This is a genomic window from Sinorhizobium chiapasense, assembly GCF_036488675.1.
Lineage (GTDB): Bacteria > Pseudomonadota > Alphaproteobacteria > Rhizobiales > Rhizobiaceae > Sinorhizobium > Sinorhizobium chiapasense.
Genome location: NZ_CP133148.1, coordinates 2,389,058 through 2,413,592, shown reverse-complemented (window position 1 = coordinate 2,413,592; position 24,535 = coordinate 2,389,058). Strand labels below are relative to the sequence as shown.

General features: G+C 63.3%; 22 protein-coding genes. 9 read left to right on the top strand and 13 right to left on the bottom strand.

The window, feature by feature from the left end; all coding sequences use genetic code 11:
* Positions 1-5 precede the first annotated feature (5 nt).
* Entirely contained in the window at positions 6-983 is a 978-nt protein-coding gene (locus RB548_RS11715; RefSeq protein ID WP_331374943.1) for an efflux RND transporter periplasmic adaptor subunit, read from the bottom strand.
* Between the two features lie 209 nt (positions 984-1,192).
* On the opposite strand from RB548_RS11715, the gene RB548_RS11710 reads away from it, so the two are divergent.
* Positions 1,193-1,879, top strand: coding sequence for a TetR/AcrR family transcriptional regulator (locus tag RB548_RS11710; RefSeq protein ID WP_331371487.1), 687 nt, complete (start codon positions 1,193-1,195; stop codon positions 1,877-1,879).
* Between the two features lie 55 nt (positions 1,880-1,934).
* Here RB548_RS11710 and RB548_RS11705 read toward each other — a convergent pair whose 3' ends face one another.
* The 3 genes from RB548_RS11705 to RB548_RS11695 all read right to left on the bottom strand — a co-directional run bounded on the left by RB548_RS11705 (position 1,935) and on the right by RB548_RS11695 (position 3,501).
* Positions 1,935-2,327 carry a VOC family protein gene (locus RB548_RS11705; protein WP_331371486.1) on the bottom strand — a complete coding sequence of 131 codons (393 nt, stop codon included), beginning with the start codon at positions 2,325-2,327 and terminating at the stop codon, positions 1,935-1,937.
* Between the two features lie 77 nt (positions 2,328-2,404).
* The gene (locus tag RB548_RS11700; protein ID WP_331371485.1) at positions 2,405-3,100 is read right to left on the bottom strand and encodes an RES family NAD+ phosphorylase; all 696 of its coding nucleotides are present in this window, start codon (positions 3,098-3,100) and stop codon (positions 2,405-2,407) included.
* Positions 3,097-3,501: an antitoxin Xre-like helix-turn-helix domain-containing protein gene (locus tag RB548_RS11695; RefSeq protein WP_331371484.1), complete on the bottom strand. Its 405-nt coding sequence runs from the start codon at positions 3,499-3,501 to the stop codon at positions 3,097-3,099. The genes RB548_RS11700 and RB548_RS11695 overlap by 4 nt, the downstream gene beginning before the upstream one ends.
* 267 nt (positions 3,502-3,768) lie before the next feature.
* Between RB548_RS11695 and RB548_RS11690 the strand changes: the two genes are divergently transcribed.
* Positions 3,769-5,616, top strand: coding sequence for a TPR end-of-group domain-containing protein (locus RB548_RS11690; RefSeq protein ID WP_331371483.1), 1,848 nt, complete (start codon positions 3,769-3,771; stop codon positions 5,614-5,616).
* A gap of 73 nt (positions 5,617-5,689) precedes the next feature.
* Here RB548_RS11690 and RB548_RS11685 read toward each other — a convergent pair whose 3' ends face one another.
* The 4 genes from RB548_RS11685 to RB548_RS11670 all read right to left on the bottom strand — a co-directional run bounded on the left by RB548_RS11685 (position 5,690) and on the right by RB548_RS11670 (position 9,108).
* Positions 5,690-6,439 (bottom strand): class I SAM-dependent methyltransferase, encoded by a 750-nt coding sequence (locus RB548_RS11685; RefSeq protein ID WP_331371482.1) that lies wholly within the window; start codon positions 6,437-6,439, stop codon positions 5,690-5,692.
* A 136-nt stretch (positions 6,440-6,575) separates the two neighbouring features.
* Positions 6,576-7,625, bottom strand: a complete 1,050-nt coding sequence (locus RB548_RS11680; RefSeq protein ID WP_331371481.1) for an aldo/keto reductase — start codon at positions 7,623-7,625, stop codon at positions 6,576-6,578.
* Between the two features lie 78 nt (positions 7,626-7,703).
* Entirely contained in the window at positions 7,704-8,378 is a 675-nt protein-coding gene (locus tag RB548_RS11675) for a glutathione S-transferase family protein (protein WP_331371480.1), read from the bottom strand.
* 148 nt (positions 8,379-8,526) lie between these two features.
* Entirely contained in the window at positions 8,527-9,108 is a 582-nt protein-coding gene (locus RB548_RS11670) for a TetR family transcriptional regulator (RefSeq protein ID WP_331371479.1), read from the bottom strand.
* Between the two features lie 83 nt (positions 9,109-9,191).
* Between RB548_RS11670 and RB548_RS11665 the strand changes: the two genes are divergently transcribed.
* The 6 genes from RB548_RS11665 to RB548_RS11640 all read left to right on the top strand — a co-directional run bounded on the left by RB548_RS11665 (position 9,192) and on the right by RB548_RS11640 (position 14,609).
* Positions 9,192-10,100 (top strand): SDR family oxidoreductase, encoded by a 909-nt coding sequence (locus tag RB548_RS11665; RefSeq protein WP_331371478.1) that lies wholly within the window; start codon positions 9,192-9,194, stop codon positions 10,098-10,100.
* A gap of 90 nt (positions 10,101-10,190) precedes the next feature.
* Positions 10,191-11,003 (top strand): class I SAM-dependent methyltransferase, encoded by an 813-nt coding sequence (locus tag RB548_RS11660; protein ID WP_331371477.1) that lies wholly within the window; start codon positions 10,191-10,193, stop codon positions 11,001-11,003.
* Between the two features lie 128 nt (positions 11,004-11,131).
* Positions 11,132-11,938 (top strand): citryl-CoA lyase, encoded by an 807-nt coding sequence (locus tag RB548_RS11655; RefSeq protein WP_331371476.1) that lies wholly within the window; start codon positions 11,132-11,134, stop codon positions 11,936-11,938.
* Positions 11,931-13,232 (top strand): phenylacetate--CoA ligase family protein, encoded by a 1,302-nt coding sequence (locus RB548_RS11650; protein ID WP_331371475.1) that lies wholly within the window; start codon positions 11,931-11,933, stop codon positions 13,230-13,232. Before RB548_RS11655 ends, RB548_RS11650 begins: the two co-directional genes overlap by 8 nt.
* A 78-nt stretch (positions 13,233-13,310) precedes the next feature.
* Positions 13,311-13,892, top strand: a complete 582-nt coding sequence (locus RB548_RS11645; protein WP_331371474.1) for a VOC family protein — start codon at positions 13,311-13,313, stop codon at positions 13,890-13,892.
* 27 nt (positions 13,893-13,919) lie between these two features.
* Positions 13,920-14,609, top strand: a complete 690-nt coding sequence (locus RB548_RS11640) for a glutathione S-transferase family protein (RefSeq protein ID WP_331371473.1) — start codon at positions 13,920-13,922, stop codon at positions 14,607-14,609.
* A gap of 281 nt (positions 14,610-14,890) precedes the next feature.
* Here RB548_RS11640 and RB548_RS11635 read toward each other — a convergent pair whose 3' ends face one another.
* Together RB548_RS11635 and RB548_RS11630 are read right to left on the bottom strand one after the other, a co-directional pair.
* Positions 14,891-15,967 carry a diguanylate cyclase domain-containing protein gene (locus tag RB548_RS11635; protein ID WP_331371472.1) on the bottom strand — a complete coding sequence of 359 codons (1,077 nt, stop codon included), beginning with the start codon at positions 15,965-15,967 and terminating at the stop codon, positions 14,891-14,893.
* A 361-nt stretch (positions 15,968-16,328) separates the two neighbouring features.
* The gene (locus RB548_RS11630; protein ID WP_331371471.1) at positions 16,329-17,405 is read right to left on the bottom strand and encodes a diguanylate cyclase domain-containing protein; all 1,077 of its coding nucleotides are present in this window, start codon (positions 17,403-17,405) and stop codon (positions 16,329-16,331) included.
* Between the two features lie 319 nt (positions 17,406-17,724).
* Here RB548_RS11630 and RB548_RS11625 point away from each other — a divergent pair, with 319 nt between their 5' ends.
* Complete coding sequence (locus RB548_RS11625; RefSeq protein WP_331371470.1) at positions 17,725-18,252, top strand: cupin domain-containing protein; 528 nt, start codon at positions 17,725-17,727, stop codon at positions 18,250-18,252.
* A 36-nt stretch (positions 18,253-18,288) separates the two neighbouring features.
* On the opposite strand, the gene RB548_RS11620 is transcribed toward RB548_RS11625, so the two are convergent.
* The 3 genes from RB548_RS11620 to RB548_RS11610 form a co-directional block, all read right to left on the bottom strand.
* The gene (locus tag RB548_RS11620; protein ID WP_331371469.1) at positions 18,289-21,525 is read right to left on the bottom strand and encodes an efflux RND transporter permease subunit; all 3,237 of its coding nucleotides are present in this window, start codon (positions 21,523-21,525) and stop codon (positions 18,289-18,291) included.
* A gap of 3 nt (positions 21,526-21,528) precedes the next feature.
* Complete coding sequence (locus tag RB548_RS11615) at positions 21,529-22,641, bottom strand: efflux RND transporter periplasmic adaptor subunit (RefSeq protein WP_331371468.1); 1,113 nt, start codon at positions 22,639-22,641, stop codon at positions 21,529-21,531.
* Between the two features lie 508 nt (positions 22,642-23,149).
* Positions 23,150-24,262, bottom strand: a complete 1,113-nt coding sequence (locus tag RB548_RS11610; RefSeq protein WP_331371467.1) for an AI-2E family transporter — start codon at positions 24,260-24,262, stop codon at positions 23,150-23,152.
* Positions 24,263-24,535 lie beyond the last annotated feature (273 nt).

The following is a 24,535-nucleotide window of genomic DNA, read 5'->3' as shown; positions in this document are numbered from 1 at the left end:
TGGCCTCAGTTGCTGCCGCCTCCCGCAATGGTCACGCGCGTGCCTTCGGCAAGGTCGGCGGGGAAGGGGGAGATGACCTGTGCCGCTTCCTCAAGTCCTGAAAGAACCTCGACGCCGCTCGTTCCGCGTATGCCGGTCTCGATCTCGCGCAAGCGCACGTCACCACCCTCGACCACGGCGACCCGCTTGCCGCTGACGGCAGCCGAGGGAAGGATCAACGTGTTCGGCGACTGCCGCACGATCACGTTGACATCGGTGGACATGCCGATCCTCAGTGGCGTGTCGTCGGGAAGGCGGAAGCGGACGCGGTAGGTTTTCGTCACCGGATCGCCCTTCGGCGTGATGCTGTCGACGACCGCCTCCAGTTCACGGCCCGGAAAGGCATCGGACCGGAGGAGCGCCCGCTGACCCACTTCGACGCGCGGGATGTCTTCCTCGTTCACCTCGGCCTCGACGATCAGAGGCTTAGGTTCGCCGACCCAGAAGAGCACGGTACCGAGTTCCGCGACCTCGCCGATCTCGCCATCCTGCCTCAGCACCTGGCCGGCGCTCGGCGCGTGCAACACGTAACTCGCGAGCCGTGCCTGCTGCGCTGCTGTCAACGCCTCCAATTGCGCCACTTCGGTGCGGGCCCTGTCAACCTCCTGCACGCTTATCGTGTTGCGTGCCGAAAGAGCGAGCTTGCGGCGATATTCCTCCTGCGCCAGCGACAGTCGTGCCTGAAGTTCGCCGCGCGTGGCGCGAGCCTCGGTATCGTCAAGGCGCGCGAGCACATGGCCCTTCTCGACGCGCTCGCCTTCGCAATTGCACTGCTCGACGATCCGCTCGCGCACAGTGGGCGTGACCTTGGCCCAGACGCGCGGTTCCACGACGCCGTTGGCATAGACGATCTCGGCGGCATCCCCCCGCTTCGGGGTCACCACGGTCACGGGCGGCGGGCGGGAGACATACCAGTAAGCCGCCGCGCCCACCGCCGCGGACATTGCAATGCCGATCGCATAACGCTTCAACCGCACGAAATCTCTCCAAACCCAGTGGCCTTGCCTCAGATCACCTCGATTAAACGCGCAAAGGGCGCACGAGGCTTTGATCTGGAGCATTCCATCTGAACGCGGGATGCACTCTAGTAATAGACCGACCGTCGGTCTATTATCAAGCCACAACTTCCGCTGCGGGGTTTCCAGGACGACCAATGGCTCGAATTATAAAATCGCCGGATATTCGAACGAATGAGCTGATCGATTGCGCGCAGCGTCTCTTCTTCGAACACGGATACGAGAATACGACGGTCAACGACGTCATCCGGGAGGCGGGGCTGTCCAAAGGCGCCTTCTACCACTACTTCGCATCCAAGGAAGCGCTCCTGGAGGCGCTTGCGGCGCGAATGGCCCGCCAGAGCCTCACCGAGATGCAGCCGCTCCTTGAGGACCCGTCGCTCGACGCCGTCGGCCGCCTGAACGCGCTTTTTGCCAACTCGCGGCGCATGAAGGTGGACATGGCTCCGCAATTGAAAAACACCTTCAATGCGCTCTTCAAACCGGAAAACATCGTGCTTTACCATCGCATCGACGAGGCGTTGACCGACGTCACCCTGCCGTTCATGACGGAGATCCTGAGGCGGGGCCAGGAGGATGGAAGCCTCGATGCGCCCGATCCCGAAGCGATGGCGCTGATGCTGCTCAATCTCAGGCTCGGCGTCGTCAAGGTCATGCACCGCGCCCTGCAGCAGGCGGAAGCCGGCGACGTCGAGAGCGCGGCGGCCATGCTCGATGCCTGGATGCAGAGCTATGGTCTGGCCGTGGAGCGGATTCTGAAGCTCCCGGAAGGATCGATCCAAGTCACGGAACCGGGCTTTGCCCGGGCGTTTCTCGCGGCTTAGATCATGAAGAGTTGAGTCGCGGGATGCGCATTTTCGAAGTTCGAATCACCCACGGTCAATCGGCCGCGACGAATTCAACCTTTATTCGATCCGGATCTTCGACAAATAGCGCGTAATATTCTTTGCCGCCGTTCGCAAACGGATATTTCTCATCATAGAGACTACGAATATTATTCTCGATGCAGTATTGTCTTAACGCATCAACGACATCTCTGCTTTTGACCTTGAAAGCGAGATGATTAAGTCCGACACCGCATCGATGGTATGGGTGCGATTCATACTTCTTGGCAACTTGCACAAAGGTTAGGTAGGCATCCTCGCCGTTGATGAGCGTAAATCCGCCGTCCCAATGGCCCGATTCTTCGTAGCCGATTTTGGCGAGTATGCTTGCCCAGAATGCATGCGAAGCATCAAGGTTTGAAACATAGATTTCGACATGATGTAGCATTCGTTACCTCCAGGAAGTTGACCAGAATTACAAAAAAGGCGGTTCGGAAAACCGCGCACACTTTTCCTCATCCCGCTTTAGCCTGGCATATCGCTCAAGACCCTCGGCACTGGCGAGCCTGTCCATTCGAACGTTATCGTGCGGCCCTGGCGGATGTTCTGGATGACCGAGGGGCGGAACACCGCAAGGCATTCGCCCTCGGGATGGCGGGCCGAGGGATAGATCACGCCATTGCCGCCCTTGGCGAGGATTGTGCCGGCGAGGGCCTGGCCGGCCGGGTAGGCGATCGCTGGATCGGGATCGAGATAGGCGGCGCCCTTTTCGCCGCGCACGTCATGAAAGCGGCAGAGGAAGCCGGCGATCAGTTCGCGATAGTGGCCGATGTCGTTGAAATTCCCGGCGTCGCGGAGCGCCCGCGTGCGGTGGAAGATGATTTCCGCCTGGCAGGTCTCGCCCGCGAGCGCCCCGAAAGCGCAATACCAGGCGCCGCGCTCCTCGCCATTGAAGCGATTGCCCGGCGGGCGGGCATGGCAGAAGGCGGCGTTGATCAGCGACCAGCCATAGCCGAAGGATTCATTCAGCAGTTCCGTAGGGCTCACCCCGGACGGCAGCGCGACGGGGCTTAGCCGCGCCGAGGTCTGCGCCTCCAGCCGGTTGAGGATTTCCAGTTCGTCCTCGTTGTCACAGAGCGGCCTCACTGCCGGTTCCGTGATATAGGCGGTCGAGATCAGCCGGACGGTGGCGGGATCGGTGAAGTCGATCTCGGCGATCATAGGCCACCGCGCAGGCCGTCGACATAGCGGCGGACGCGGAGCATCGCAGGGATGCCGCCATCGATCATCGTGGCGACTGGCGTCCTGCCGTTGAAGACCGGGCCGGTGTTGACCGACTTCGGCCACTCATAGGTGAGGGGGCCGTTGAAGAAGAGGCGCAGTCCCTTGAAGATGCCGACGATCAGGCTCGCGCGCGTGCGCTTGTCCTGGTCGAGCTTGCCCCGGAAGTCGCCGGCCTTCATGCGGTTCCAGGTGGCGATCGGCACGTCGAAGAGCTCGGCCGACTCCCTGTTGGTCAGCTTCCAGAACTCGCAGGCGCGCACCACCGCCTTGACGATGACGGCTTCTTCCTGTTTCGCCGCGCCCCGATCCGGGACTATTGCGGGCTGCGGACTGGACATGATCGTCTCCTCTGATTTGCTTGGTTATATCATATGATATAAATCTTGCATTTCAAGGGGCAGCGAATTCCGCGTCACGGCAGTTTGGCTGTGACGCTACCCACTTCCTCGTGCCTGTGACAAGCACAGGAATGAGGTGAGTGGAGATGCGCCTGCCAGCCCAACTGACTTGACGGGAGTGCCTCGTGGGCAAGAACGTAATCCTAATTCTGGTGCCGTTCGGAGGCCAAACCTGATAAGTTTCATCTCGGAACGAGGGCTTTTGCAATGAAGCGTCGCCTCACTACGATCCTTTCGGCCGACGTGGCCGGCTACAGTCGCCTCATGGGCGCGAACGAGGCTGAAACGCTCGCGGCGCTGACGGCGCATCGCGCGGAACTGGTGGATCTCATGGTCGCCGACCACGAAGGGCGCATCGTCAAGCTGATCGGCGACGGCATGCTGGTCGAGTTCGAGAGCGTGGTCAACGCCGTCGACTGCGCCGCCAAGATCCAGAAGGGGATGCGTGCGCGCAATTCGGCCGTGCCGGCGGACCGGCGGATCGAGTTTCGAATCGGCGTCAACATCGGCGACGTGATCGTCGAGAACGACGACATCTTCGGCGACGGCGTCAATATCGCCGCGCGAATCGAGAGTTTTGCGAGACCGGGCGGCGTGGCGGTGTCGGCCGCTGTGCGCGAGCATGTCGGCAACCGCCTCGATCTCATCTTCGAGGATGCCGGCGAGCAGCTGCTGAAGAACATCGAACGGCCCGTCAGAGTGTACAACGTCGTTCTTGACGCTCCGCAAGCGGCACGCGATCGATCCGATCGGGTACCGGCAACGGCGCACAAGCCGTCCATTGCCGTCCTGCCGTTCAACAATATGAGCGATGATCCCGCGCAGGAGTATTTTTCCGACGGCATTACCGAGGACATCATCACGGACCTCTCGAAGATCTCCGGCCTTTCCGTCGTCGCCCGACACACCGTCTTCGCCTACAAGGGTACGCGGGTGACCGCGCAGCGGGTCGCCGCCGAGCTCGGTGTCAGCTTCCTGCTGGAGGGAAGTGTGCGCAAGGCGGGCCAGCGCCTCCGCATTACCGGACAGTTGATCGACGGCACGGATGGGCGGCACATCTGGGCCGAGCGCTATGACCGCAACCTCACGGATATCTTCGACATCCAGGACGAGATCACGCAAGCAATCGTCACGCAACTGAAGATCAGGCTGCTGCCGAGGGAGAGGAAGGCGATCGAACAGCCTGCCACGGCGAGTGTCGAGGCTTACAACTATTGCCTCAGGGGGCGAGAGCTGTTCCACACGATGACGAAGGCCTCGCTGCAACACGCCCGCCGAATGTTCATCTACGCGGCGGAACTCGATCCCCATTTTGCCCGTGCCTATGCCGGTATTGCTGACTGCGATTCCTTCCTCTGCGGATTCCACGGCGTGAATATCCCGCCAGAATCCCTGCTCGAGACGTGTGCCAGGGCGCTGGAACTCGATCCCGACCTGCCGGAGGTGCATGCATCGCACGGCTACGCGCTCTCGACGGTCGGACGCTATGAGGAGGCGGCCGGCGCTTTCGAGCGAGCGCTCGCACTCGATCCGAACTCCCATGAAGCCCATTATTTCTATGCGCGCCACTGTTTCGTCCGGTGCGATTACGAGAAGGCCGTCGAGCACTACGAGCGCGCGGCCGAGATCCGCCCCGACGATTACCGCTCGCCGGTCCTTGCCGGAAACGCGCTGGACCGTCTTGGCCAGCCGGAGAAGAAGGAACACCTGATGAGAATCGGCCTGGAGCGCGTCGAGCGGAACATGGTGCTTCACCCGGAAAGCTCCGATGCCGCTCAACTTGGCGCGTGCACGTGCGCAGCCTTGGGAGAACGCGACCGCGCGCTGGATTTGATCGCGCGGGTCAACGCCATCGATCCGGAGGACGCGCGGGCATGCTACAACAACGCCTGCGCCTACGCCCTGCTAGGGGAACAGGAGCAGGCGATGGAGTTGCTGGAACACTCCCTTCCGCTCGTTTCGCCGGAGCTTCACGCCTGGATCCGCAACGATTCCGATCTTGATGCGGTTCGCTCCCACCCGCGTTTCCAAGAGCTCCTGAAGGCGACGAAATAGGAGCGCTTCTACAGCGACGCGCGTCTCATGTTACGCGCCAAGGTCGACGCAGCACTTGAATTGCGGGATGCTTTCATCCTTTGACGAGTGACTTCAGCTTTCGACGCATCCTTCGATAGAAGTCAAACTTCCGCTCCTGCCTAGCCACTAGAATCAGGTTTGCATCTACCGGTCTTTCTACGAGCGACAGGCAGTCAAGATGAGTTTCCTCGTCCCAATTGATCGTTACCTGGTCCAGAATGCTCAATCCGGCTCTGTTAGCTGCGTGGGCGAAAAGCGACCTGCTCATGTAGTTGCGCCAATGGGGATTTTCTTTGTAATCGGCTCCGGGTGCCGAAGCGAAGTTAGAGTGATGAAACAAGGCTCGTCCACCGGGTCGGAGGATACGAGCGGCATCCCTGATGTATGAAAAGACGGCATCAAACTCGAAGTGCACCATCGCGTCATAGCAGAAGACTGCGGTGACTGACTCATCCGGAATGGGATGAAAGTCATAACCGCCGTTGCAATACATCTCTATTCGTGGGTCGTGGTTGAACCGGGCCCTGCAGGCGTCGATGTTTTCCTGATTTACATCTAGCAGATAGACCGTCTCAGGCGCGTCGCTTCCACTCCTGACATCGAGCAGGCGAGCCGTGTGGCGCCCATGTCCGCATGCCAGATCAACGATCTTGCTCGAGTCGAGTTGCTCGAAAAGTCGTCGGAACTGAGATGTCGGATTCCAAAACACGTCCGTCCAAGCCTGTTGCTCGGCGAACGCATAGTAACTGTTCGACTTCCAATCGGAAGCTATGTCGGCAGTTCGACGAGCGACCGGGGTCATCTCCTGTCCTCCACATACGCGAAGCGTAAACCTTTCCCCCAATTTGCTTTGTTGTCGAACTGAACATTTGGGCTTCTAGCTACCAACTTGGAGGTAAACTGAGAAGTGCTTCAGGATTGATGCGCCACGATTAGCGTCAAACATGCGGCCCGAGCAACGACAGGTCGGCCTCGCCGAGGCGATCCTTCGCCGTCCATAGCTGGTGCCAATAGGGATAGATGACCGGCGGCAGGCTGACAGCGTCGAGCAACTCACGCTCCTCGTCGGTGAGCTTGAGGCTGGCGGCGGCAAGATTGTCGCGGAACTGTTCCTCCTTGCGTCCACCGATGATGACGGAGGTGACGCCCTTGCGGCCGATCGTCCAGGCGAGCGCCACCTGCGCGGGCGAGACGCCGCGCTCGCCGGCGATCGCCACCAGCATGTCGACGATCTTCCACAGCCGCTCCTCGTCGCGGATCGGCGGTTCGTTCCAGCCGGCGAGCTGGCGGGTGCCATCCGGCGTCTGGCCGCGCCGGTGCTTGCCGGAAAGCAGACCGCCGGCGAGCGGGCTCCAGACGAGCACGCCCAAGCCCTGGTCGATCGCGATCGGGATCAGCTCGTATTCGGCCTCGCGGGCCTCGAGCGTGTAGTGGATCTGCTGGCTGACAAAACGGTGGCGATGCTCGCTGGCGCTGATGCCGAGCGCCTTCATGATGTGCCAGCCGGAATAGTTGGAGCAGCCGATGTAGCGCACCTTGCCCTGGTTGACGAGCGTGTCCAGCGCCGCAATCGTTTCTTCGAGCGGCGTCTGGCCGTCCCATTGATGCACCTGGTAGAGGTCGATGACGTCCGTCTTCAGCCGCTTCAGGCTCGCCTCGCATTCGCTGATCAGGTGATGGCGCGAGAGGCCGCCGTCGTTCGGCCCTGGCCCCATGGAAAAGCGCGCCTTGGTGGCAATCAGCACGCCGTTCTTGCGTTTGCCGCCGAGCACCTCACCGATGATCTCCTCCGATGCGCCGGCGGAATAGATATTGGCGGTATCGATCAGGTTGACGCCGGCATCGAGGCAGAGATCGACATAGCGGCGCGCTTCGTCGAGGCCGACACTGCCGACCTGGGCGAACTTGCCTTCGCCGCCGATGGTCATGGTGCCCATGGTGATCGTCGAGACTTTCAGGCCCGAGCGGCCGAGCAGACGGTATTCCATTTCCCGATCCTTCCGTGGTTTTCGACAGCGTCGCGTGCATTCTACCGCATATTGCCGGCGGCGGTGGCGCCCGCGACGTCAAAGGAAGCGCGCCGGAATCGCGTCGTGGTAGGGAAACAGCGGGAAATAAGGTCGCGCCTCGGCGAGCGTGCGCTGAAAAGAGGGGCGCTCGAGCAGCCGCTCGAAATAGGCGGCCAGATTGGGATGCGTGCCGTCGAAAGGCACGACGATGCCGGCATAAAAGAGCGCGGGTGCGGCGGCGCAGTCGGCAATCGTGAAGCCCTCGCTGATTGCGAAAGTCCTGTCGGCCACCTGCCGTTCGAGCATGTCATAGGCGACAGCCAGTGCCGCGCGCGCATCGAGGACGCCGCGCCGGTCATTCTCGCCGGTCGCCCGCAGCTTGTCCGTGACGATCTTCTGCATCGGCACCTGGACATAGAGATCGAAGAAGCGATCCCAGAGCCGCGCTTCGAGGGCCTGCGCGGCGTCGAGCGGAATAAGCGGCTTTCTGCCGGGATAGTGCCGTTCAAGATATTCGATGATGATCGAGGTTTCCGGCACCGTCTGGTCCCGGGCGTCGTCGCGCAGCACCGGTATCTTGCCGACCGGCCACAGATCGAGGAAGCGGGCGTGCTCGTCCGCATCCGCCAGGTCTACCACACGGCTTTCGAAGGGCGTGCCGGTCTCATAGAGCGCGATCAGCACCTTGTGGCAGAAGGAAGCGAGCGGATGGAGGTAGAGGGTAAGCGCCATGTCGAAATCCCTTGTCTTCGGGCCGATGCCGTCGCGCCATGACTATAGGGCGTGATCGCGGCGCGAAAAAGGGGAGTGTTCCAATGCAGATCGGCGGCGTGGCATGAACGGCCGTCCTGCCTGCCGTGGGTGCAGCGCGCCAAAGCCATCACTCGACGGTGATCGGTGACGCATGCACGAAGCTGGCAACGAAGCGGTCGAGGCTTTGGCGGACGTAGTCCTGCACCGGCATGCGTGGGTCAAAACTCCACCAGAGGAGGGCGCCTTGCCATTGAGAGGCCATCATCAGGCCGATGCCGGCGGGAGCGGCCGGCACGCCGGAGAAGCGCGCCTCGATCGCTTCAGACAGCACGTTCCGCCAGTGGGTGCCGCGGGCGCGTAGGTCCGGATCGCGCAGATCCTCGCGCAGGATCATGAGATCGTCGGCATAGGATTCGATGCCGCCATAATCGCCCGAAAGCCCGACGAGCAGCGCCACCGCGCCTTCAGGTGTCTTCGGTGTGCTCTTAGCCAGTTCGAGCGTCAGGCGGTCGAGCCGGTCCCATGCCTGCATGAGGGCAGCCTGGACGAGGCGGGCCTTGCCTTCGAAGCGCTGCACCAGCGTCGAGGCGGAAAGTCCGCAGCCGGCCGAAAGCGCTGCGAAGGTCAGGGCGTCCGGTCCGTCCTTGCGCATGATCGCGAGCGCCATGTCGAGCACGTTTTCGTCGGGCAAGGTTTTGGGACGAGGCATTTCGGACCTTTATTTATAACCGAATAAGCGTTTATATATGCCGGTCACGATAAATGCCAACGATTTTCGATGGAGGAAAAGGGATGTCGCTCACGGGAAAGGTGGCGCTGGTCGCCGGCGGAACGCGCGGCGCAGGGCGCGGCATCGCAGTCGAACTGGGCGCGGCGGGCGCGACCGTCTATGTCACCGGTCGGACGACGCGCACGGAGCAATCGGAGTATCAACGGCCGGAGACAATCGAGGAAACGGCGGAGCGGGTGACGGCGGCAGGCGGCGTCGGGATCGCCGTCCAGGTCGATCACCTCCGGCCGGACCAGGTGAAGGCGCTCGTCGACCGTATCCGCCAGGAGCGGGGCCGGCTCGACATTCTCGTCAACGACATCTGGGGCGGCGAGCGGCTGTTCGAATGGGACAAGCCGGTCTGGGACCACAATCTCGAAAACGGCCTCAGGATATTGAGGCTTGCGATCGACACGCATCTGATCACCGCGCATTACGCGCTGCCGCTGATGATCGAGCGGCCGGGCGGGCTTCTCGTCGAGGTGACCGATGGCACGGCGGAATACAATGCCGAGCACTATCGGCTCTCGCCCTTCTACGACCTTGCCAAGGTTTCGGCGAACCGCATGGCCTGGGCGCATGCCAAGGACCTCGCGCCCCACGGCGCGACCGCGGTTTCGCTCACACCCGGCTGGCTGCGCTCGGAAATGATGCTGGAAGCCTTCGGCGTGACGGAGCCCAACTGGCGCGACGCGGCTGAGAAGCAGCCGCACTTCGTCATCTCCGAGACGCCGCATTTCATCGGCCGCGCGGTCGCAGCACTTGCTGCCGACCCGGACAAGGCCCGCTGGAACGGCACGTCACTTTCAAGCGGCGGCCTTGCCAAGGTCTACGGCTTCACCGATCTCGACGGCTCCCGTCCGGATTGCTGGCGCTACATGGACGAGGTGATGGATCCCGGCAGGCCGGCGGACGCGACGGGTTACCGGTAAGCGTTCGAGGAGTTCGCACCCACCTTCCGCGCTTCCCCCGACCGGCGTATGATCGCGCCTTCGGCATCTGTTTGACGGGAGGCGGGCACGATGGCGGAAATGGACAAGGTGTTTGCGGGGGCGATACCGGATCTTTACGACCGACTGCTGGTGCCGCTCATCTTCTCGGATTATGCGCGCGACCTTGCTGCGCGTGTGGCGCGGCTGAAGCCCCACGATCTTCTGGAGATCGCGGCCGGAACCGGCGTCGTTACCCGTGCGCTCGCCCCTGAGATGGATGCGAATGCGCGGCTCGTCGCGAGCGACCTCAACCAGCCGATGCTCGATCTCGCGGCACAAAGGCAGGGCGACGATCCGCGCATCACCTGGCGGCAGGCGGACGCGCTGGCGCTGCCGTTCCAGGCCTGGAGCTTCGACGTCGTGCTCTGCCAGTTCGGCGTGATGTTCTTCCCCGACCGGGTGCAGGCCTACCGCGAAGCCCATCGCGTGCTGAAGCCGGGCGGCTATTTTCTCTTCAATGTCTGGGACGCGATCGAGGCGAACGAACTGCCGCTGACCGTGACCGAGGCGGTGGCCGCTCATTTTCCCGACGACCCGCCGCGGTTCATGGTGAGGACACCGCACGGCTATGCCGACCCGGCCATGATCCGCGCCGACCTCGAGGCGGCCGGTTTCCGCAACATCACGCTGGAGACGCTGGAAAAGACGAGCGGGGCGCTTTCGGCTGAGGAGATCGCCACCGGTTTCTGCCAAGGTTCGCCATTCCGAAACGAAATAGAGGCCCGCGATCCTTCAGGCCTCGGCGCGGCGACGCAGGCGGCCGCAAATGCCGTTAGACAACGGTTCGGCGAGGGGGCGATCAAGGGGCGGATGAGGGCCCATGTCGTGAGCGCCAGCCGCTAGAGCATCCCGCTTTCAAGTGGAATCACTGAAAGCGGATAAGATGCTCTAGAATCAAAGTGCTAGACCGTCCTTTGTGCGTTCACTTGAACGCACGGCGCTCTAGTCTTGATGCATCGCCGGAGGAAGACATGCATATCGGCAAACAGCGTGCGGCGACGAGCCGGATCTCAACGGCGAGCGCGGATCGGGTCGAGGTGCGCGGCCGCGATCTCTGCCGCGACCTGATGGGACGGCTGACGTTTACGGAATACTTCCACCTGCTGGCGACCGGCCGGGAACCGACGAAGGACCAGCGCTATTTTCTCGACCTGCTGCTGATCGCGATCGCCGAGCACGGCATGATGCCGACAGTGCAGGCGGCGCGGATGACGCTTGCCGCCGACCCGGGTTCTCTGCAGGGCGCTCTCGCCGCCGGTCTTCTCGGCTGCGGGCCGGTGCTGGTCGGAACCGCCGAGCCCTGCGGCGCGCTCTTGGCCAAGGCCGAGGCGCGCATAGCGGGCGGCGAGGATGCCGATGCGGTGGTGCGCGCGCTGGTCAAGGATATTCGCGAGGCGGGCGGCAGGCTTCCGGGCTTCGGCCATCCGCTGCACCGGCCCGTCGATCCGCGCGCCGAGCGCATTCTCGAGCTTGCCGATGAGCGCGGCGTGAGCGGCAGCCATGTGAAACTCGCGCGGGCCATCCGCACGATCGCGGCCGAGCTCTGGGGCAAGCCGCTGGTGATGAACGTGTCCATGCCGATCGCCGCCGTGCTTCTCGACCTCGGCTTCCCGGTGACGATGATCAAGGCGGTGCCGCTGCTCGCCCGGTCGGCCGGTATTCTGGCGCATCTGACTGAAGAGCGGGAAAACCCGATCGGCTTCGCCCTGGCGTCGGCAGCGGAGGCGGCGGTCATCTACCGGAACGACGACGAGGAGGGCGGCGCTGATCATGCTTGATCCCGAGATCGAAACGCTGCCCTGGCGCGAGCAGGCCCGGCTCGACGATCAGTTCTATCGACAGCAGATCAAGTACCTGCTTGCCCGCTCGCGTTTCTACCGGAGAAAGCTGGAGGCCGCCGGCTTCGCCACCGCCGACGAGATCGGCGGCCTTGCCGCCATCGCCGAGCTACCCCTCACCGAAAAGAGCGAAATCCGCGCAAGCTGCAGCGCAGCCGATCCGATGGGAACGCATGTGGCCGCGCCAATGGACGAAATCGTGCGGATCTATTCGACCAGCGGGACGACCGGGACGCCGAGCTTTATTCCGCTGACGGCGGGCGACCTCGACAACTGGGTGACGACCTCGGCGCGCAGCTATTCGGCCTCCGGCATCCGGCCGGGCGAGGCGATCGTTTCGACCTACAATGCCGGGCCGTTCGTGGCCGGCGCGGCGCTTGCGGCCTTCGACCGGATCGGCCTGTGTCATATTCCCGTCGGCACCGGCAACACCGAGCGGTTGATGGCGGCGATCCGCCTCCTGAAGCCTGCGGCCGTGGTGACGACGCCCTCCTATGCGGCCTATCTTGGCGAGTGGGCGGCCGAGCGCGACTTCGATCTGAAGGGCTCCAGCGTCAGGCGGGTGCTGGTCGCTGGCGAGCCCGGCGGCGGCGAGCCAAAATTCCGGGTGCGGCTCGAAGATGCGTGGGGCGCGAAGGTGACCGAGGCAATGGGCATCGGCGATATCGGCGTGTCGCTCTGGGGCGAATGCGAGGAGCAATGCGGCATGCATCTCGGCGGCCGCGGCTTCGTGCATGCCGAACTGATCGACCCGGAAAGCGCTGCGCCCATCGCCATCGAAGACGGAGCAAAGGGCGAACTGGTGCTGACGCATCTTCGCCACCGGGCGGCGCCGATGCTCAGGTTTCGCACGCGCGACCATGTGGAGATGTGGACATCCGCCTGCCGCTGTGGGCGGACAGCGCCGCGGGTGCGCTGCATCGGTCGCACCGACGACCTGCTGATCGTGCGCGGCGTCAACGTCTTTCCCTCGGCGATCCGCGACGTGGTCAGCGAATTTGCGCCGGCGGTTAGCGGCATGATCCTGGTGAGGCCGGTAGCGACGGGCGCACGGCAGGAGCCGCCTTTGCCGGTTTCGGTGGAACTCGGCAAGGACAGCGAAGGTGGCCCGGGACTCGCGGCGAGCATCGAAAAGCGCATTCGCGAGGTGCTTGTCGTCTCGACGCGGGTGGACATGGTGCCCTGGGGGTCACTTCACCGCAGCGAATACAAGTCGAAACTGGTGCAGCAGTGAGGCTGGAGTAAAATCAGAGCGGGCGCGTTGCGGTTTCCGCCTGCGCGCTGCCAAAAGGACAAAAAGGGGAGGACGACGATGCGAAAGTTGCAAGCGCAAGGGGTCCATCACATCACGCTGGTCGGCGCGGACCGGCAGACATCGATTGATTTCTGGGAAGGCCTGCTCGGCATGCCCTTCATCTTCGAGCAGCCGAACCTCGACCGGGCGACGGAAAGCCATCTCTATTTCGATCCGGGCGACGGCCGGCTGATCACAGTCTTCACCGACGAGAACCGCAAGCCCGATCCGAAGCGGACCTCGACCGACATCGGCTGCGTGCACCATATCGCCTTCGCCGTCTCGCGCGCGACGTTCCAGCAGGCTGTCGAGCGCCTGAACGAGCGGGAAATACGGCACAGCGGGGTCAAGGACCGCGGCTTCATGGATTCGATCTATTTCGAGGATCCGCTCGGGCTGCTCGTCGAGCTCGCCTCCTATCGCTTCGAGCCGCCGGCCGGCCACACCCATGCCGAGGTGCTCATGGAGGCGCACAAAGTGCGGGTGGCGCGCGGCGACTACAACATCGCCGAAGTGCACCTTGCCGATGCGATCGAGGCGCTGATCGAACGGACGCGGGGGTCGCTGTCGGACGACCGGACGCCGAAGAACCCCTATTAAGAGTGGGAATAAAAGGGAGGACCAACCATGCCTGAAATCAAGCTCAACGTGATCAAGCCTAGCGTCAACAACATGACGGCGCGTGTCTTCATGCGTGCGGCCGGCCTCGATTTCGACGAGAACGACGTCTTCGGCCGGACGCGCACGCCCGAATATCTGGCGAAGGCGCCGTCGCACCTGACGCCGATGATCGAAATGGGCGACCTGCCGCAGGGGGCGCTCTGGGAAAGTTGCGCGATCATGCAGTATCTGTGCAACAAAAACGGCCTCGATGACCTCTATCCGAAAGACCCCGAGGCGCGCGCGATGATCGACAGCGCCATGTTCTATCTGATCGGCACTTTCTATCCCTATCTCGCTCGCGCCACCTATCCGGCGCTCAATTTCCCGCAATATCCGGGCGAGGTCGGCTACAGCGATGCCGACCCGGTGACGAAGGAGCATGCGCGCATGGCCGCGACCGAGGCGCTGGCCGAACCGCTCGAGGTGTTCCACAAGTTCTTTATCGGCCAAAGGTCCTTCATCGGCGGCGCGAAGCCCTCGATCGCTGACATCAGGCTAGCCGCGACGCTGGAGTTCCTCGCGGTGATCGACTATCCGCTGCCGGACTGGGCGAAGGCCTATATGGCGTCGATGGAGAACGCGCTCGGCAGCGCCTATAGCGAGCCGGCAGCGGATGTTCGCGGCTATATCAGTTATGTGCGGGGTCAGCGGTGATGGGGGTAGCGCGTAGTTAGGGTTTTGGATCAGCGGGTTGTGATGGTCTCCTACGGATTCACTCGAGCAACCGGCTTTTTCTGTTCGTATTTGGATCCTCGGGTCACGCTACTGCATGCTTCCTTAAATCGTAGCCGATTTAAGGACAAAGACATGCAGCAATTCAAAGTGCTACAGCGTCCTTTGCGCGTCCGATTGGACGCGCGGCGCTGTAGGTCACGCGGCTTAACCCGAGGATCCAGATTGGTGCCGCCGCTTGGTTCACGAGACTGCCGCACGCGTTACTTCCGATAGAGCATCCAGTCCTTGCGCGTGCCGCCGGCTTCGCTGCCGGCGAAGAAGACGACCCTGTCGCTCGCGGTTTCGGTGGCGGTTTGCAGGGCCTTTTCCGCGTGGCCGACCAGTTCGGAGGCGGTGCCGGCATCGAAGGTCGTGCTGCATCCGAAGCGGGCGAGAACCACCGGCATCCGGCGCTGTCGGCTGTCGAATGCGCTCTGGCAACTTTTCTTCAACTGGTCCGCCACCTTCTGGATTTCCGCTTCGGCGCTCGTCCAGACGAGGATGCCGATCTGCGGCCGGTCAAGCCATGCGGCGAAGTCGGTCGTCTGCACGATCTGCGACACGACTAGGCCGAGCCGCTCCAAAATCGCTTCCTTGAGCTTGACGAGTTCCTTGGCCTCGAAGGGTTCGAGCGCCAGCAGATTGCAGAGGATGAGCGATGCGCCTTCGGGGTAACGCTCGCCGCCATAGAGTTCGGCGAGTTTCTTGTTGAAGCCCCGGCGGTTGGCGAGGTTGGTAGCGAGGTGGGTGAATTTCGTGCGCTCGAACTCCTCGACGTCGCTCGCAATGGCCGCGACGGCCGTGATTTGCGTTGAAACGCTTTCGAGCATCTGCGTGCTCTTCGACTGCTGGACCTCCGTCAGCTGCCGGATTGCCTGCAGGTGGGACTGGATCGACTTCGTGTCCCTCGGGTCCATCGAGGAGATCTTGCCGGTCGCCTGGCCGAGCAGGCTTGAATAGCTCGAGAGGGAATTTTGGCCCGATTGCAGCGATTCCTTCAGGGTCGAAAGCTCGCTCTGGATCCGGTTGGTGGATTCGTCGACGAGCGATTTACCGAAATGATGCGGCAGATAGGCGCGTGCGAGTGCGTCGATCTCTTCCTCCGCGATCGGCTTGGCGAGGCGGGCAAACTTCTCCCGCAGCTCCGGATTGCTGCCGCTGATGATCTCGTACATGAGCTCGTAATTGACCGGCGAGGCATGGATCTCCAGCCGGTTCAGCGTGGCAAAGACGGTGTAGCAGAGTTCCTTGCGGTTCTGCTCCGCAAGCTGTTTCGGGTATGCATTCGCAGTCGCCATGGAGCAGCGCCTTTCACACAGAGGCGTCACAGGCAAATGCACCTGGGACGATGGTCGGACAGGTACGCGTGAGGCCGGGCCTCGTATCGATATGCAGCAGCGAAGGGTATCGCGTCCGACTCCGCCATTCATGCGGCCTGATTGACGCGACTGCGTCCGGTCGAACAACCTAGAGTAAGCGACCGTCCATTAACGACTGGTGAATTAGCAATTGCGATCGATCGGAAACGACGAAGCAGTGCGGAGAGAACGGCCGTGGCCGTGAAAATGAGTGCGCGCTCCCTGAACCGATCCGATCAGGGAAGGTGCAATCAAAAAGGAAGGCAGTAGTACGAGAGCGGCGAACGTCTCGGCTGGAAAGTCACCGCTTGTAGAGCGACCAGTCCTTGCGCTGGCTGCCGGCTTTGCTGTCGGAGAAGAAGACGACGGCTTCGCCGGCCTGTTCGGTGGCGGTTTCGAGCGCCGTTTCGGCATGGACGAAAAGGCTCGCCGCCGTATCGGCGTCATAGGTCGTGCTGCATCCGAAATGCGCTGCGACGGCGGGCATGCCCGGCCGCTGGCCGCTGAAGGCGCGCAGGCAGCTCATGCGGATGTGCTCGGCGACCCGCTGGATTTCCGCTTCGCTGGTGGTCGCCACGAGAATGCCGATTTGCGGCCGGTCGAGCCAGGCGGCGAAATCGCTGGCGTGAATGGTCTGCGAGATGACCGAACCGAGCCGCTGCAGGATCGCTTCCTTGAGCTTGATCAGCTCTTTTTTCTCGAAGGGTTCGAGCGCCAGCAGGTTGCACAGAATGAGTGCTGCGCCGTCCGGATAGCGATCGCCGCCGTAAAGTTCGGCGAGCTTGCGGTTGAAGCCGCGCCGGTTGGCGAGATTGGTGGCGGCATGGGTGAATTTCGCCCGCTCGAATTCGTCGAGATCGCCGGTGATCGCAGTGACCGCGGAGATATGGGTCGAAACGCTTTCCAGCATTTCATCGCTCTTCGAGCGCTGGACGTCGGTCGCCGCCCGGATCGCCTGCAGCTCGGACTGGATCCTCTGAGTGTCGCCCGGATCGATCGAGGAGAAATTGCCGCTCGCCTGGCCAAGCATGGTCGAATAACTCGAAAGCGAATGCTGGCCCGATTGAAGCGACTCCTTCAAGGTCGAGAGTTCGCTCTGGATGCGGGTGGCGGACTCCTCGACCTTCGACTGGCCGAAATGGTGCGGCAGGTACATACGCGCCAGCACATCCAGATCCTCCTCGGTCACGTCGCGGCCGAGGCGGGCGAATCTCTCGCGCAGTTCCGGATTGTTGCCGCTGATGATTTCGCACATCAGCTCGTAATTGACCGGCGAGGCATCGATCTGCAGCCGCTCCAGCGTGGCGAAGGCATTGTAATAGAGGTCCCGGCGGATCTGCTGCGCAATATGTTTCGGGGAAGGGCTCACGACAGCCATGGTGCGGCACCTTTCAGGAAAAGCGTCTGATGCGGGACGGGGAGGGAACGCATGAAGCGGAAACCTCGGATCGGAAAAACGGCGGCAAGGATTTTTCTTCGACCCCGCATGATGCGGACGGAACGATGCCTGATGCATCCGATCGAACGGCCGAGAGTAAGCGGACTCGCGTTAAGGGCGGGTGAAGGGAATAGGGAGAATGTTTGGGGTCAGGGGATTTTGGTTGAGCAGAGCCCCGCGTCGATAGGCATAGTGTCCGCAGTGGATGGAAAGCGGACCCTCTCTTCGGTAATCTGCACGTCCACACCGGAGGATCCCCATGGCAACGCCAGAGCGCCCGTCCTTCATCGCCCATTGGAGCGAGATCGAGCAGCCAGACGACGTCCACTATGACGAAGATGACGAACTGATGAGCGTCGGCGCGCCGTTCGGCAGGCATTTCGGCCTGACGAAGCTGGGCATCCACCACGAGAGATTGCCGCCCGGCCGGCGCACCTCTTTCCCGCACGCCGAAAGCGCGGACGAAGAGTTCGTTTATGTCCTCGAAGGCGAACCTGATGTTTGGCTTGACGGGCACCTCTATCGATTGAGGCCGGGCGATGCCGTCGGATTTGAGGCCGGCACCGGGATCGCGCATTGCTTCCTCAACAACACGGAGGCCGAGGTCTGCTTGTTGGTGGTGGGCGAACGGACGAAGCGCGAGAATCGTGTCTTCTATCCGCTCCATCCGGACCGGAAAACGCTGCACCCCGATTGGTGGGACGGTCATCCGACGCATGACCTGGGTCCGCACGATGGGATGCCGGACCTGTTGCGCGCCGCAAAGGCTGAGCGAAAAGACGGTTAGGTCCGCTCCGGGCAGGTGCGAGGAGTACTCGCCGCCTCAATCCTGTCCAACCGACGCAGGGGCACGCTCTGTCTCGCCAGTCTCCCCACGCTCTTCCCGCGTCTCGGTCGCTTCGGCTGGCGCCGGTGGTGCGTGTGTCCCGTGCTCTCTCAGCCCGGCGAGCTTGTGGCCGCGTTCGCGGAGCCACTGGAAGGCGACGTAGAGGGCGGGGATGACGAAGATGCCGAGGAGGGAGGCGGCGAGCATGCCGCCGGCGACACCGGTGCCGACGGCCCGGCGGCTGAGCATGCCGGCGCCTTCAGCCGTCACCAGCGGGATCAGCCCGACGATGAAGGCGAAGCTCGTCATCATCACCGCGCGGAAGCGGGTGCGCGCGCCTTCGACCGCCGCTTCGACGATGCCCGCGCCTTTCTCGCGCTGGAACTTGGCGAATTCGACGATCAGGATCGCGTTCTTCGAGGCGAGCGCGATCAGGACGACGAGGCCGATCTGGGCGTAGATGTCGAAGGAGAGGCCGGCGATCAGCACCGAGACCAGGGCGCCCGCGACGCCAAAGGTCACCGACAACAGCACCGGAACCGGGATCGTCCAGCTCTCATAGAGCGCGACCAGGAAGAGATAGGCAAACAGCACGGCGAGCGCCAGGATCACCGTGGTCTGGCCGGCAGCCTCGAGCTCCTGCAACGCGGTGCCGGTCCAGGCGTAGCTGTAGCCGGGCGGCAGCGTAGTGGCGGAAAGCGCGGCCATTGCCTCAAGCGCCTCGCCCGAGGAGACGCCGGGGGCGGGCTGGCCGTTCAGCGTGATCGAGCGGTTGTTGTTGTAGCGCACCATCGTCTGCGGGCCGACGATATAGTCGACGCGCGCGACCGCCGCGACCGGCACCATGCCGCCCGACGCATTGCGCACATGCAGACGCTGGATATCGTTGACGGAATCGCGGTCGGCCTCGGACGCCTGCAGGTTCACCTTCCAGCTTCGGCCGAAAAGGTTGAAGTCGTTTACATAGTAGGAGCCGAGCGTGCCTTGCAGCGTCGCGAAAAGATCGCTGATCGAGACGCCGAGCGCCTGCACGCGGTCGCGATCGATATCGAGATAGAGCTGCGGCGCGCTTGCCGAATAGGTGGTGTAGGTCGGCCCGAGCTTCGGGTTCTGGTTGGCGGCGATAATCAGCCCGCCGGCAGTGGCGGAAAGGTCGGCCGCCGAGCGGCCCTGCAGGTCGAGCAACTGGAATTCGAAGCCGGAGCCGGTGCCGAGCCCGAGGATCGGCGGCAGGTTGAAGGCGAAGACCTGTGCCTCGCGGATCGTCACGCCCTTGGCCATGGCGGTGGCGACCGCGCTGTTGACCGAAGCCGACGCCGCCTCGCGCTCGGCGAAGGGCTTCATAGTGACGACCGCGAAGGCGCTGTTCGACTTCGAAATACCGTCGAGGAAGCTGTAGCCGGAGACGCTCGTCACGTCCTGCACGCCTTCGATGCCGCGGAGGAAGGTTTCGACCTGGCGCAACGCGACATTGGTGCGGTTGTAGGAGGCGCCTTCGGGGAGGCGCACTTCGGTGAAGAACATGCCCTGGTCTTCGCTCGGCAGGAAGCCGGTTGGCACGATGCGGAACAGCCAGCCCGTGGCGCCGATTGCGACGGCGATCAGAACGAGGCCGATGACGGCGCGCCGCGCGATCTTTTCGGCGACATAGACATAGCCGTCGCGGCCATTGTCGATGCGGCGCGACAGCCAGCCGAGAATGCCGCGCTTCTCGCCGTGATGCGGCTTCAGCAGGATCGAGCAGAGCGCGGGGCTCAAGGTCAGCGCGTTGATGGCGGAGATCACCATCGACACCGAGACGGCGACCGCGAACTGCTGGAAGAGCTGGCCGCTCAGGCCCGGGATGAAGGCAACCGGCACGAAGACCGATAAGAGCACGAGGGTGATGGCGACGATCGCGCCGGTGATTTCGCCCATCGCAAGGCGCGCGGCCTCCGGCGCCTGCATGCCGGGGTTTTCCTCCATCACACGTTCGATGTTTTCGACGACGACGATCGCGTCGTCGACGACGATGCCGATCGCGAGCACCAGCGCCAGCAGCGACACGGTGTTGAGCGAGAAGCCCATGGCGAGGATCACCGCGAAAGTGCCGACGAGGGCCACGGGCACGGCGACGAGCGGAACCAGCGTTGCGCGCCAATTGCCGAGGAAGAGGAAGACGACGATGATCACCAGCACGAAGGCCTCGATCAGCGTTTCCACGACATTCTCGACGCTCGCCTCGACGAATTCGGAGGTGTCATAGGAAACTTTGTAGGTGAGTCCCTCCGGGAAGGCTTGCGACAGGCGCTCCATCGCGGCCCTGACGCCGTCTGCGGCCTGGAGCGCGTTCGCGCCCGGCGCTAGATAGGTGCCGATCATCGCGACCGGCTTGCCGTTGAAGCGGGAGCTCGAATCCGAACTCGCCGCGCCGAGCTCCACCCTGGCGACGTCGCGGACGCGCACGAACGAGCCGTCGGCTTCCGCGCGCAGCACGACGTTCTCGAACTGCGCCGGATCGGTGAGCCGCCCCTGGGTCTGGAGATTCAGCTGGAAGAGCGGATCGTTGGTCATCGGCTGGGCGCCGATGCGGCCGATCGCCGCCTGGATGTTCTGGGCCTTCAGAGCATTGATCACGTCCGTCGGCGTCATGCCGAGGCTCGTCAGCCGGTCGATGTCGAGCACGACCCGCATCGAATAATCCTGCGCGCCGAAGAGCGAGGCGTCGCCGACGCCCGGCACGCGCTTGATCGTGTCCATCACGTTGATGGTGGCGTAGTTCGACAGGAACAGGTTGTCGAAGCTGTTGTCCTCGCCCTCGCCATAGATCGCGATCACCTGCATCAGCGCGGAGGATTTCTTGCGCACGCTGACGCCGGTCTGCTTGACTTCGGACGGCAGCCTCGCCTCGGCGAGTGAGACGCGGTTCTGCACGTTGACGGTGGCGATGTCCGGATCGGTGCCGACAGCAAAGGTCACCGTCAGCGTGTAGGAGCCGTCGGCGCCGCTCGTCGACTTCATGTAGAGCATGTCGTCGACGCCGACGATCTGGCTTTCGATCGGTTGCGCCACGGTCGACTCGACCACCTCGGCGCCGGCGCCCGGATAGCTGGCGGTCACGCTCACCTGCGGCGGCACGATATCGGGGAACTGCGCGACCGGCAGCGCGGTCAGCGCAATCAGGCCCGCGAGGGTCAAGACGATGGAGATGACCGCGGCGAAGCGGGGACGATCGATGAAGATCTCGGAGATCATGGCTCAGCCGCCCGTTGCCAGTGCCGCATCGACGACGATGCCCGGCCTGACCTTGCCGACACCGTCGGTGATCACCCGCTCGCCCTCCTTGAGGCCCTTGGCGATGACCGCCTGGCCGCGGGCGGTGCGTTGGACGTCGACGCGGCGAAGCTCGACTTTCTCACCCGCCCCGACCACCATCACGAAGGCGCCCTGCTGGTCGCGCTGGATCGCCTGCTGGGGAACCGCGAGCACCTCCTGCTTGTCGGTTGCCTCGAGCGTGACCCTCACCAGCGTGCCGTCGAGCAGGAGGTAGTCGGGGTTCTCGAACTCGGCCCGGACGGTGACGGTATCGGTTCCCTGCGCAACATTGCTGGAGACGAAGTTGATGGTGCCTTTCTTCGGATAGGTGGTGCCGTCCGGCAGCAGAAGCTCGACATTGGCGTCGCGGCCGACTTCGCCCCTCAGCGCCCGCTGGCGATATTCGAGGAAAATGGCAGTGGCGACCGGGAACTCGACATAGATCGGGTCGAGCCGCGTCAGCGTCACCAGCGCGTCCGAGTCCGGTCCGACAAGGGCGCCGACGTCGACGCTCGTGAGGCCGGTTATGCCCTCGAAGGGTGCGATGATCTTCGTATAGGAGAGGTTGAGATCGGCGCCCTGCTTGCTGCCGTTGAGGCGCACGATCTCGGCCTCGGCCTTGGCGAGCTCCGCATTCGCGGTGTCGACTCTCGCCTGCGAGATCGTGTTGCTGGAGATCAGCTGCTGCGCGCGGTCGCGCTCGAGTACGGCAAGCTGACGCGCAGCTTCGGCCGCCTTGATTTGTCCCTCGATCTCCTGCACCGCGGCGCGATAGGCGCCATCTTCCACCTGATAGAGGAGCGCGCCGGCCGGGACCTTGTCGCCCTCCTTGAAATTCACCGCCTCCAGGAAGCCGGAGACGCGGGCGCGAATGCCGACCTTCTGGATCGCCACGACCTTGCCGGTGAAATCGGCGCTTTCGCGCAGATCCATGATCGCGGCCGGCGCCACGATCACGCCGGGCGCCGGTGCCTGCTGGGCGAGGGCCGTTTGCGATGGAATTGCGACGAGCAAGCCCGATAAAAGGGCGGCAGCCAGGATCCTCGAACCACGCATGCAACGTCCTCCCTATGAACGAAACAGCTTGAGGCGGCCCTTATCTCCGCTGGAGTATTGAAATCAGAGCACTTCCACTGTTGCAAGTCACGCAACTGGAGATTGATCGATTATCGACAAGATAGTTGCATCTCTCTTAAACCGAAACCGATTTGAGGGTGAAAACATGCAGCAAATCAAGGTGCTATAGCGTCGTGCGTCGGAAACCACAGGGCATGAAAGTAGCGTAGTGGGTTGGCGGAAGCTTTTTTCGCCCTCATCCCTGTGCTCGTCACAGGGATCCAGCAGCGCCGCGTCTGCGGCGCGGAAGAGTCTTTTCAGCCCAAGGACTTGGGCTGACTGGATTCCTGTGACGAGCACAGGAATGAGGGCGGAGAAGAAGCCTTGCTGCATCGCAACCGACGAGGCAGCAGTAGGCTGCTGTCTTATACCGTGGTATCCGCACGGCGCTTTAGTTGTGCAGGGCGGAAGTTAGGGTGCCGAGCCTCCTCGGATAGCTTCAGACCGGCTACGCCTCGTCCTCCCGCCGCGTCGAGCCCATCCAGGCGACGACGAGATCATAGAAGACGCCGAGCACGATCGGCCCGAGGAAGAGGCCGATCAGCCCATAGGAGAGCGTGCCGCCGATCACGCCGGCGAGGATGACGAGCATCGGTGTCTTCAGCCCGCGGGCGACCAGCATCGGCTTCAGCACGTTGTCGATCAGGCCGATGAAAACCAGGATCAGCGTCAGGCCGAGGGCGGCGCGGGTCTCCATGGACATCCACGCCCAGATGGCGACCGGCAGCAGCACCGGGGCCGGACCGATCTGAACGATGCAGAAGATCAGCACGGCGAAGGCGAGCACGCTTGCCGCGGGAATGGCGAAAAGCGAGAAGGCGAGCCCGGCAAGCAGCGCCTGCAGGAGTGCCACGCCGATCACGCCGCGGGCGACATTGCGGATCGTCGCGGCGGCGAGATCGACGAAGCCGGCGCCGCGCTCGCCGGCGACCCGGCGGGCGAAGAGCTTCAGGCCCTCGCCAAGCCGCGGGCCGGGACGGAAGAGGAAGCCGGCGATGATGACCGAAACGATGAAGCCGATGAGGTCGAGGCCGATGCCGGCGATCTTGCCGAGCACGGTGCCGCCCGCCTGCAGGAGCGACGGCGCGAGGCGCTGCAGCGTCGCTTCGAGATTGCCGGAGGCCTGGGTCCAGGCGGTATGCAGCCAGTCGCCGATCAGTGGCCAGTCGCGCACGGCATCCGGCGGCGCCGGCACGGCGAACGTGCCGGCCGCCAGTTTTCCAAGCAGCGCCTGCACCGCTTCGGCAAAGCTCAGCGCGATTGCCGCCAGCGGGCCGGCGATGACGGCCAGCGCAAGGAGCGTGATCGTCGCCGCCGCAAGCCGGGGCCGACCGCCGAGGAGGGCAGTGAGCGCCTTGAATGCCGGATAGAGCGCGACGGCGAGGATGCCCGCCCAGATGGCGATGATCGCGAAGGGGGCGACAAGGGTCAGCGACCAATAGGCGAAAAGCGCCAGCACGCCGAGCCGCAGGAACTCGGTGACGCGCGGCTCGATCGACGGCGGGCTGGCCGGACTGCTTGCACCGGCCTCCGTTTTCACCGGAGTTTGAACATCATCCATGGTGGCTCCCCCTACTGCATGTTTCCTTAAATCGTAGCCGATTCAAAGCCAACGTCTTTGCGCGTCTGATAAGACGCGCGGCGCTGTAGGGGCGAGGACCGCCTGCCGCCGTTTGCCCCCGCGACGGCTGGCATGGCCGCACGATCGTCAAGTCCGGGCGAGGACAGGATCAGGCGGCAAGCGGAGTGTACAGCGGGGGTGAGGCGACGGGAAGATGCCCGGCGCGTGCCGTCGGCAAGGCGAGCTTTCAATTGTCGCGGGATGCGGCATAGC

Coding starts and splice junctions, on each gene's coding strand:
- RB548_RS11715 (WP_331374943.1), bottom strand. CDS start 983: ATGTCCGCGGCGGTGGGCGCGGCGGCTTACTGGTATGTCTCCCGCCCG.
- RB548_RS11710 (WP_331371487.1), top strand. CDS start 1,193: ATGGCTCGAATTATAAAATCGCCGGATATTCGAACGAATGAGCTGATC.
- RB548_RS11705 (WP_331371486.1), bottom strand. CDS start 2,327: ATGCTACATCATGTCGAAATCTATGTTTCAAACCTTGATGCTTCGCAT.
- RB548_RS11700 (WP_331371485.1), bottom strand. CDS start 3,100: ATGATCGCCGAGATCGACTTCACCGATCCCGCCACCGTCCGGCTGATC.
- RB548_RS11695 (WP_331371484.1), bottom strand. CDS start 3,501: ATGTCCAGTCCGCAGCCCGCAATAGTCCCGGATCGGGGCGCGGCGAAA.
- RB548_RS11690 (WP_331371483.1), top strand. CDS start 3,769: ATGAAGCGTCGCCTCACTACGATCCTTTCGGCCGACGTGGCCGGCTAC.
- RB548_RS11685 (WP_331371482.1), bottom strand. CDS start 6,439: ATGACCCCGGTCGCTCGTCGAACTGCCGACATAGCTTCCGATTGGAAG.
- RB548_RS11680 (WP_331371481.1), bottom strand. CDS start 7,625: ATGGAATACCGTCTGCTCGGCCGCTCGGGCCTGAAAGTCTCGACGATC.
- RB548_RS11675 (WP_331371480.1), bottom strand. CDS start 8,378: ATGGCGCTTACCCTCTACCTCCATCCGCTCGCTTCCTTCTGCCACAAG.
- RB548_RS11670 (WP_331371479.1), bottom strand. CDS start 9,108: ATGCCTCGTCCCAAAACCTTGCCCGACGAAAACGTGCTCGACATGGCG.
- RB548_RS11665 (WP_331371478.1), top strand. CDS start 9,192: ATGTCGCTCACGGGAAAGGTGGCGCTGGTCGCCGGCGGAACGCGCGGC.
- RB548_RS11660 (WP_331371477.1), top strand. CDS start 10,191: ATGGCGGAAATGGACAAGGTGTTTGCGGGGGCGATACCGGATCTTTAC.
- RB548_RS11655 (WP_331371476.1), top strand. CDS start 11,132: ATGCATATCGGCAAACAGCGTGCGGCGACGAGCCGGATCTCAACGGCG.
- RB548_RS11650 (WP_331371475.1), top strand. CDS start 11,931: ATGCTTGATCCCGAGATCGAAACGCTGCCCTGGCGCGAGCAGGCCCGG.
- RB548_RS11645 (WP_331371474.1), top strand. CDS start 13,311: ATGCGAAAGTTGCAAGCGCAAGGGGTCCATCACATCACGCTGGTCGGC.
- RB548_RS11640 (WP_331371473.1), top strand. CDS start 13,920: ATGCCTGAAATCAAGCTCAACGTGATCAAGCCTAGCGTCAACAACATG.
- RB548_RS11635 (WP_331371472.1), bottom strand. CDS start 15,967: ATGGCGACTGCGAATGCATACCCGAAACAGCTTGCGGAGCAGAACCGC.
- RB548_RS11630 (WP_331371471.1), bottom strand. CDS start 17,405: ATGGCTGTCGTGAGCCCTTCCCCGAAACATATTGCGCAGCAGATCCGC.
- RB548_RS11625 (WP_331371470.1), top strand. CDS start 17,725: ATGGCAACGCCAGAGCGCCCGTCCTTCATCGCCCATTGGAGCGAGATC.
- RB548_RS11620 (WP_331371469.1), bottom strand. CDS start 21,525: ATGATCTCCGAGATCTTCATCGATCGTCCCCGCTTCGCCGCGGTCATC.
- RB548_RS11615 (WP_331371468.1), bottom strand. CDS start 22,641: ATGCGTGGTTCGAGGATCCTGGCTGCCGCCCTTTTATCGGGCTTGCTC.
- RB548_RS11610 (WP_331371467.1), bottom strand. CDS start 24,262: ATGGATGATGTTCAAACTCCGGTGAAAACGGAGGCCGGTGCAAGCAGT.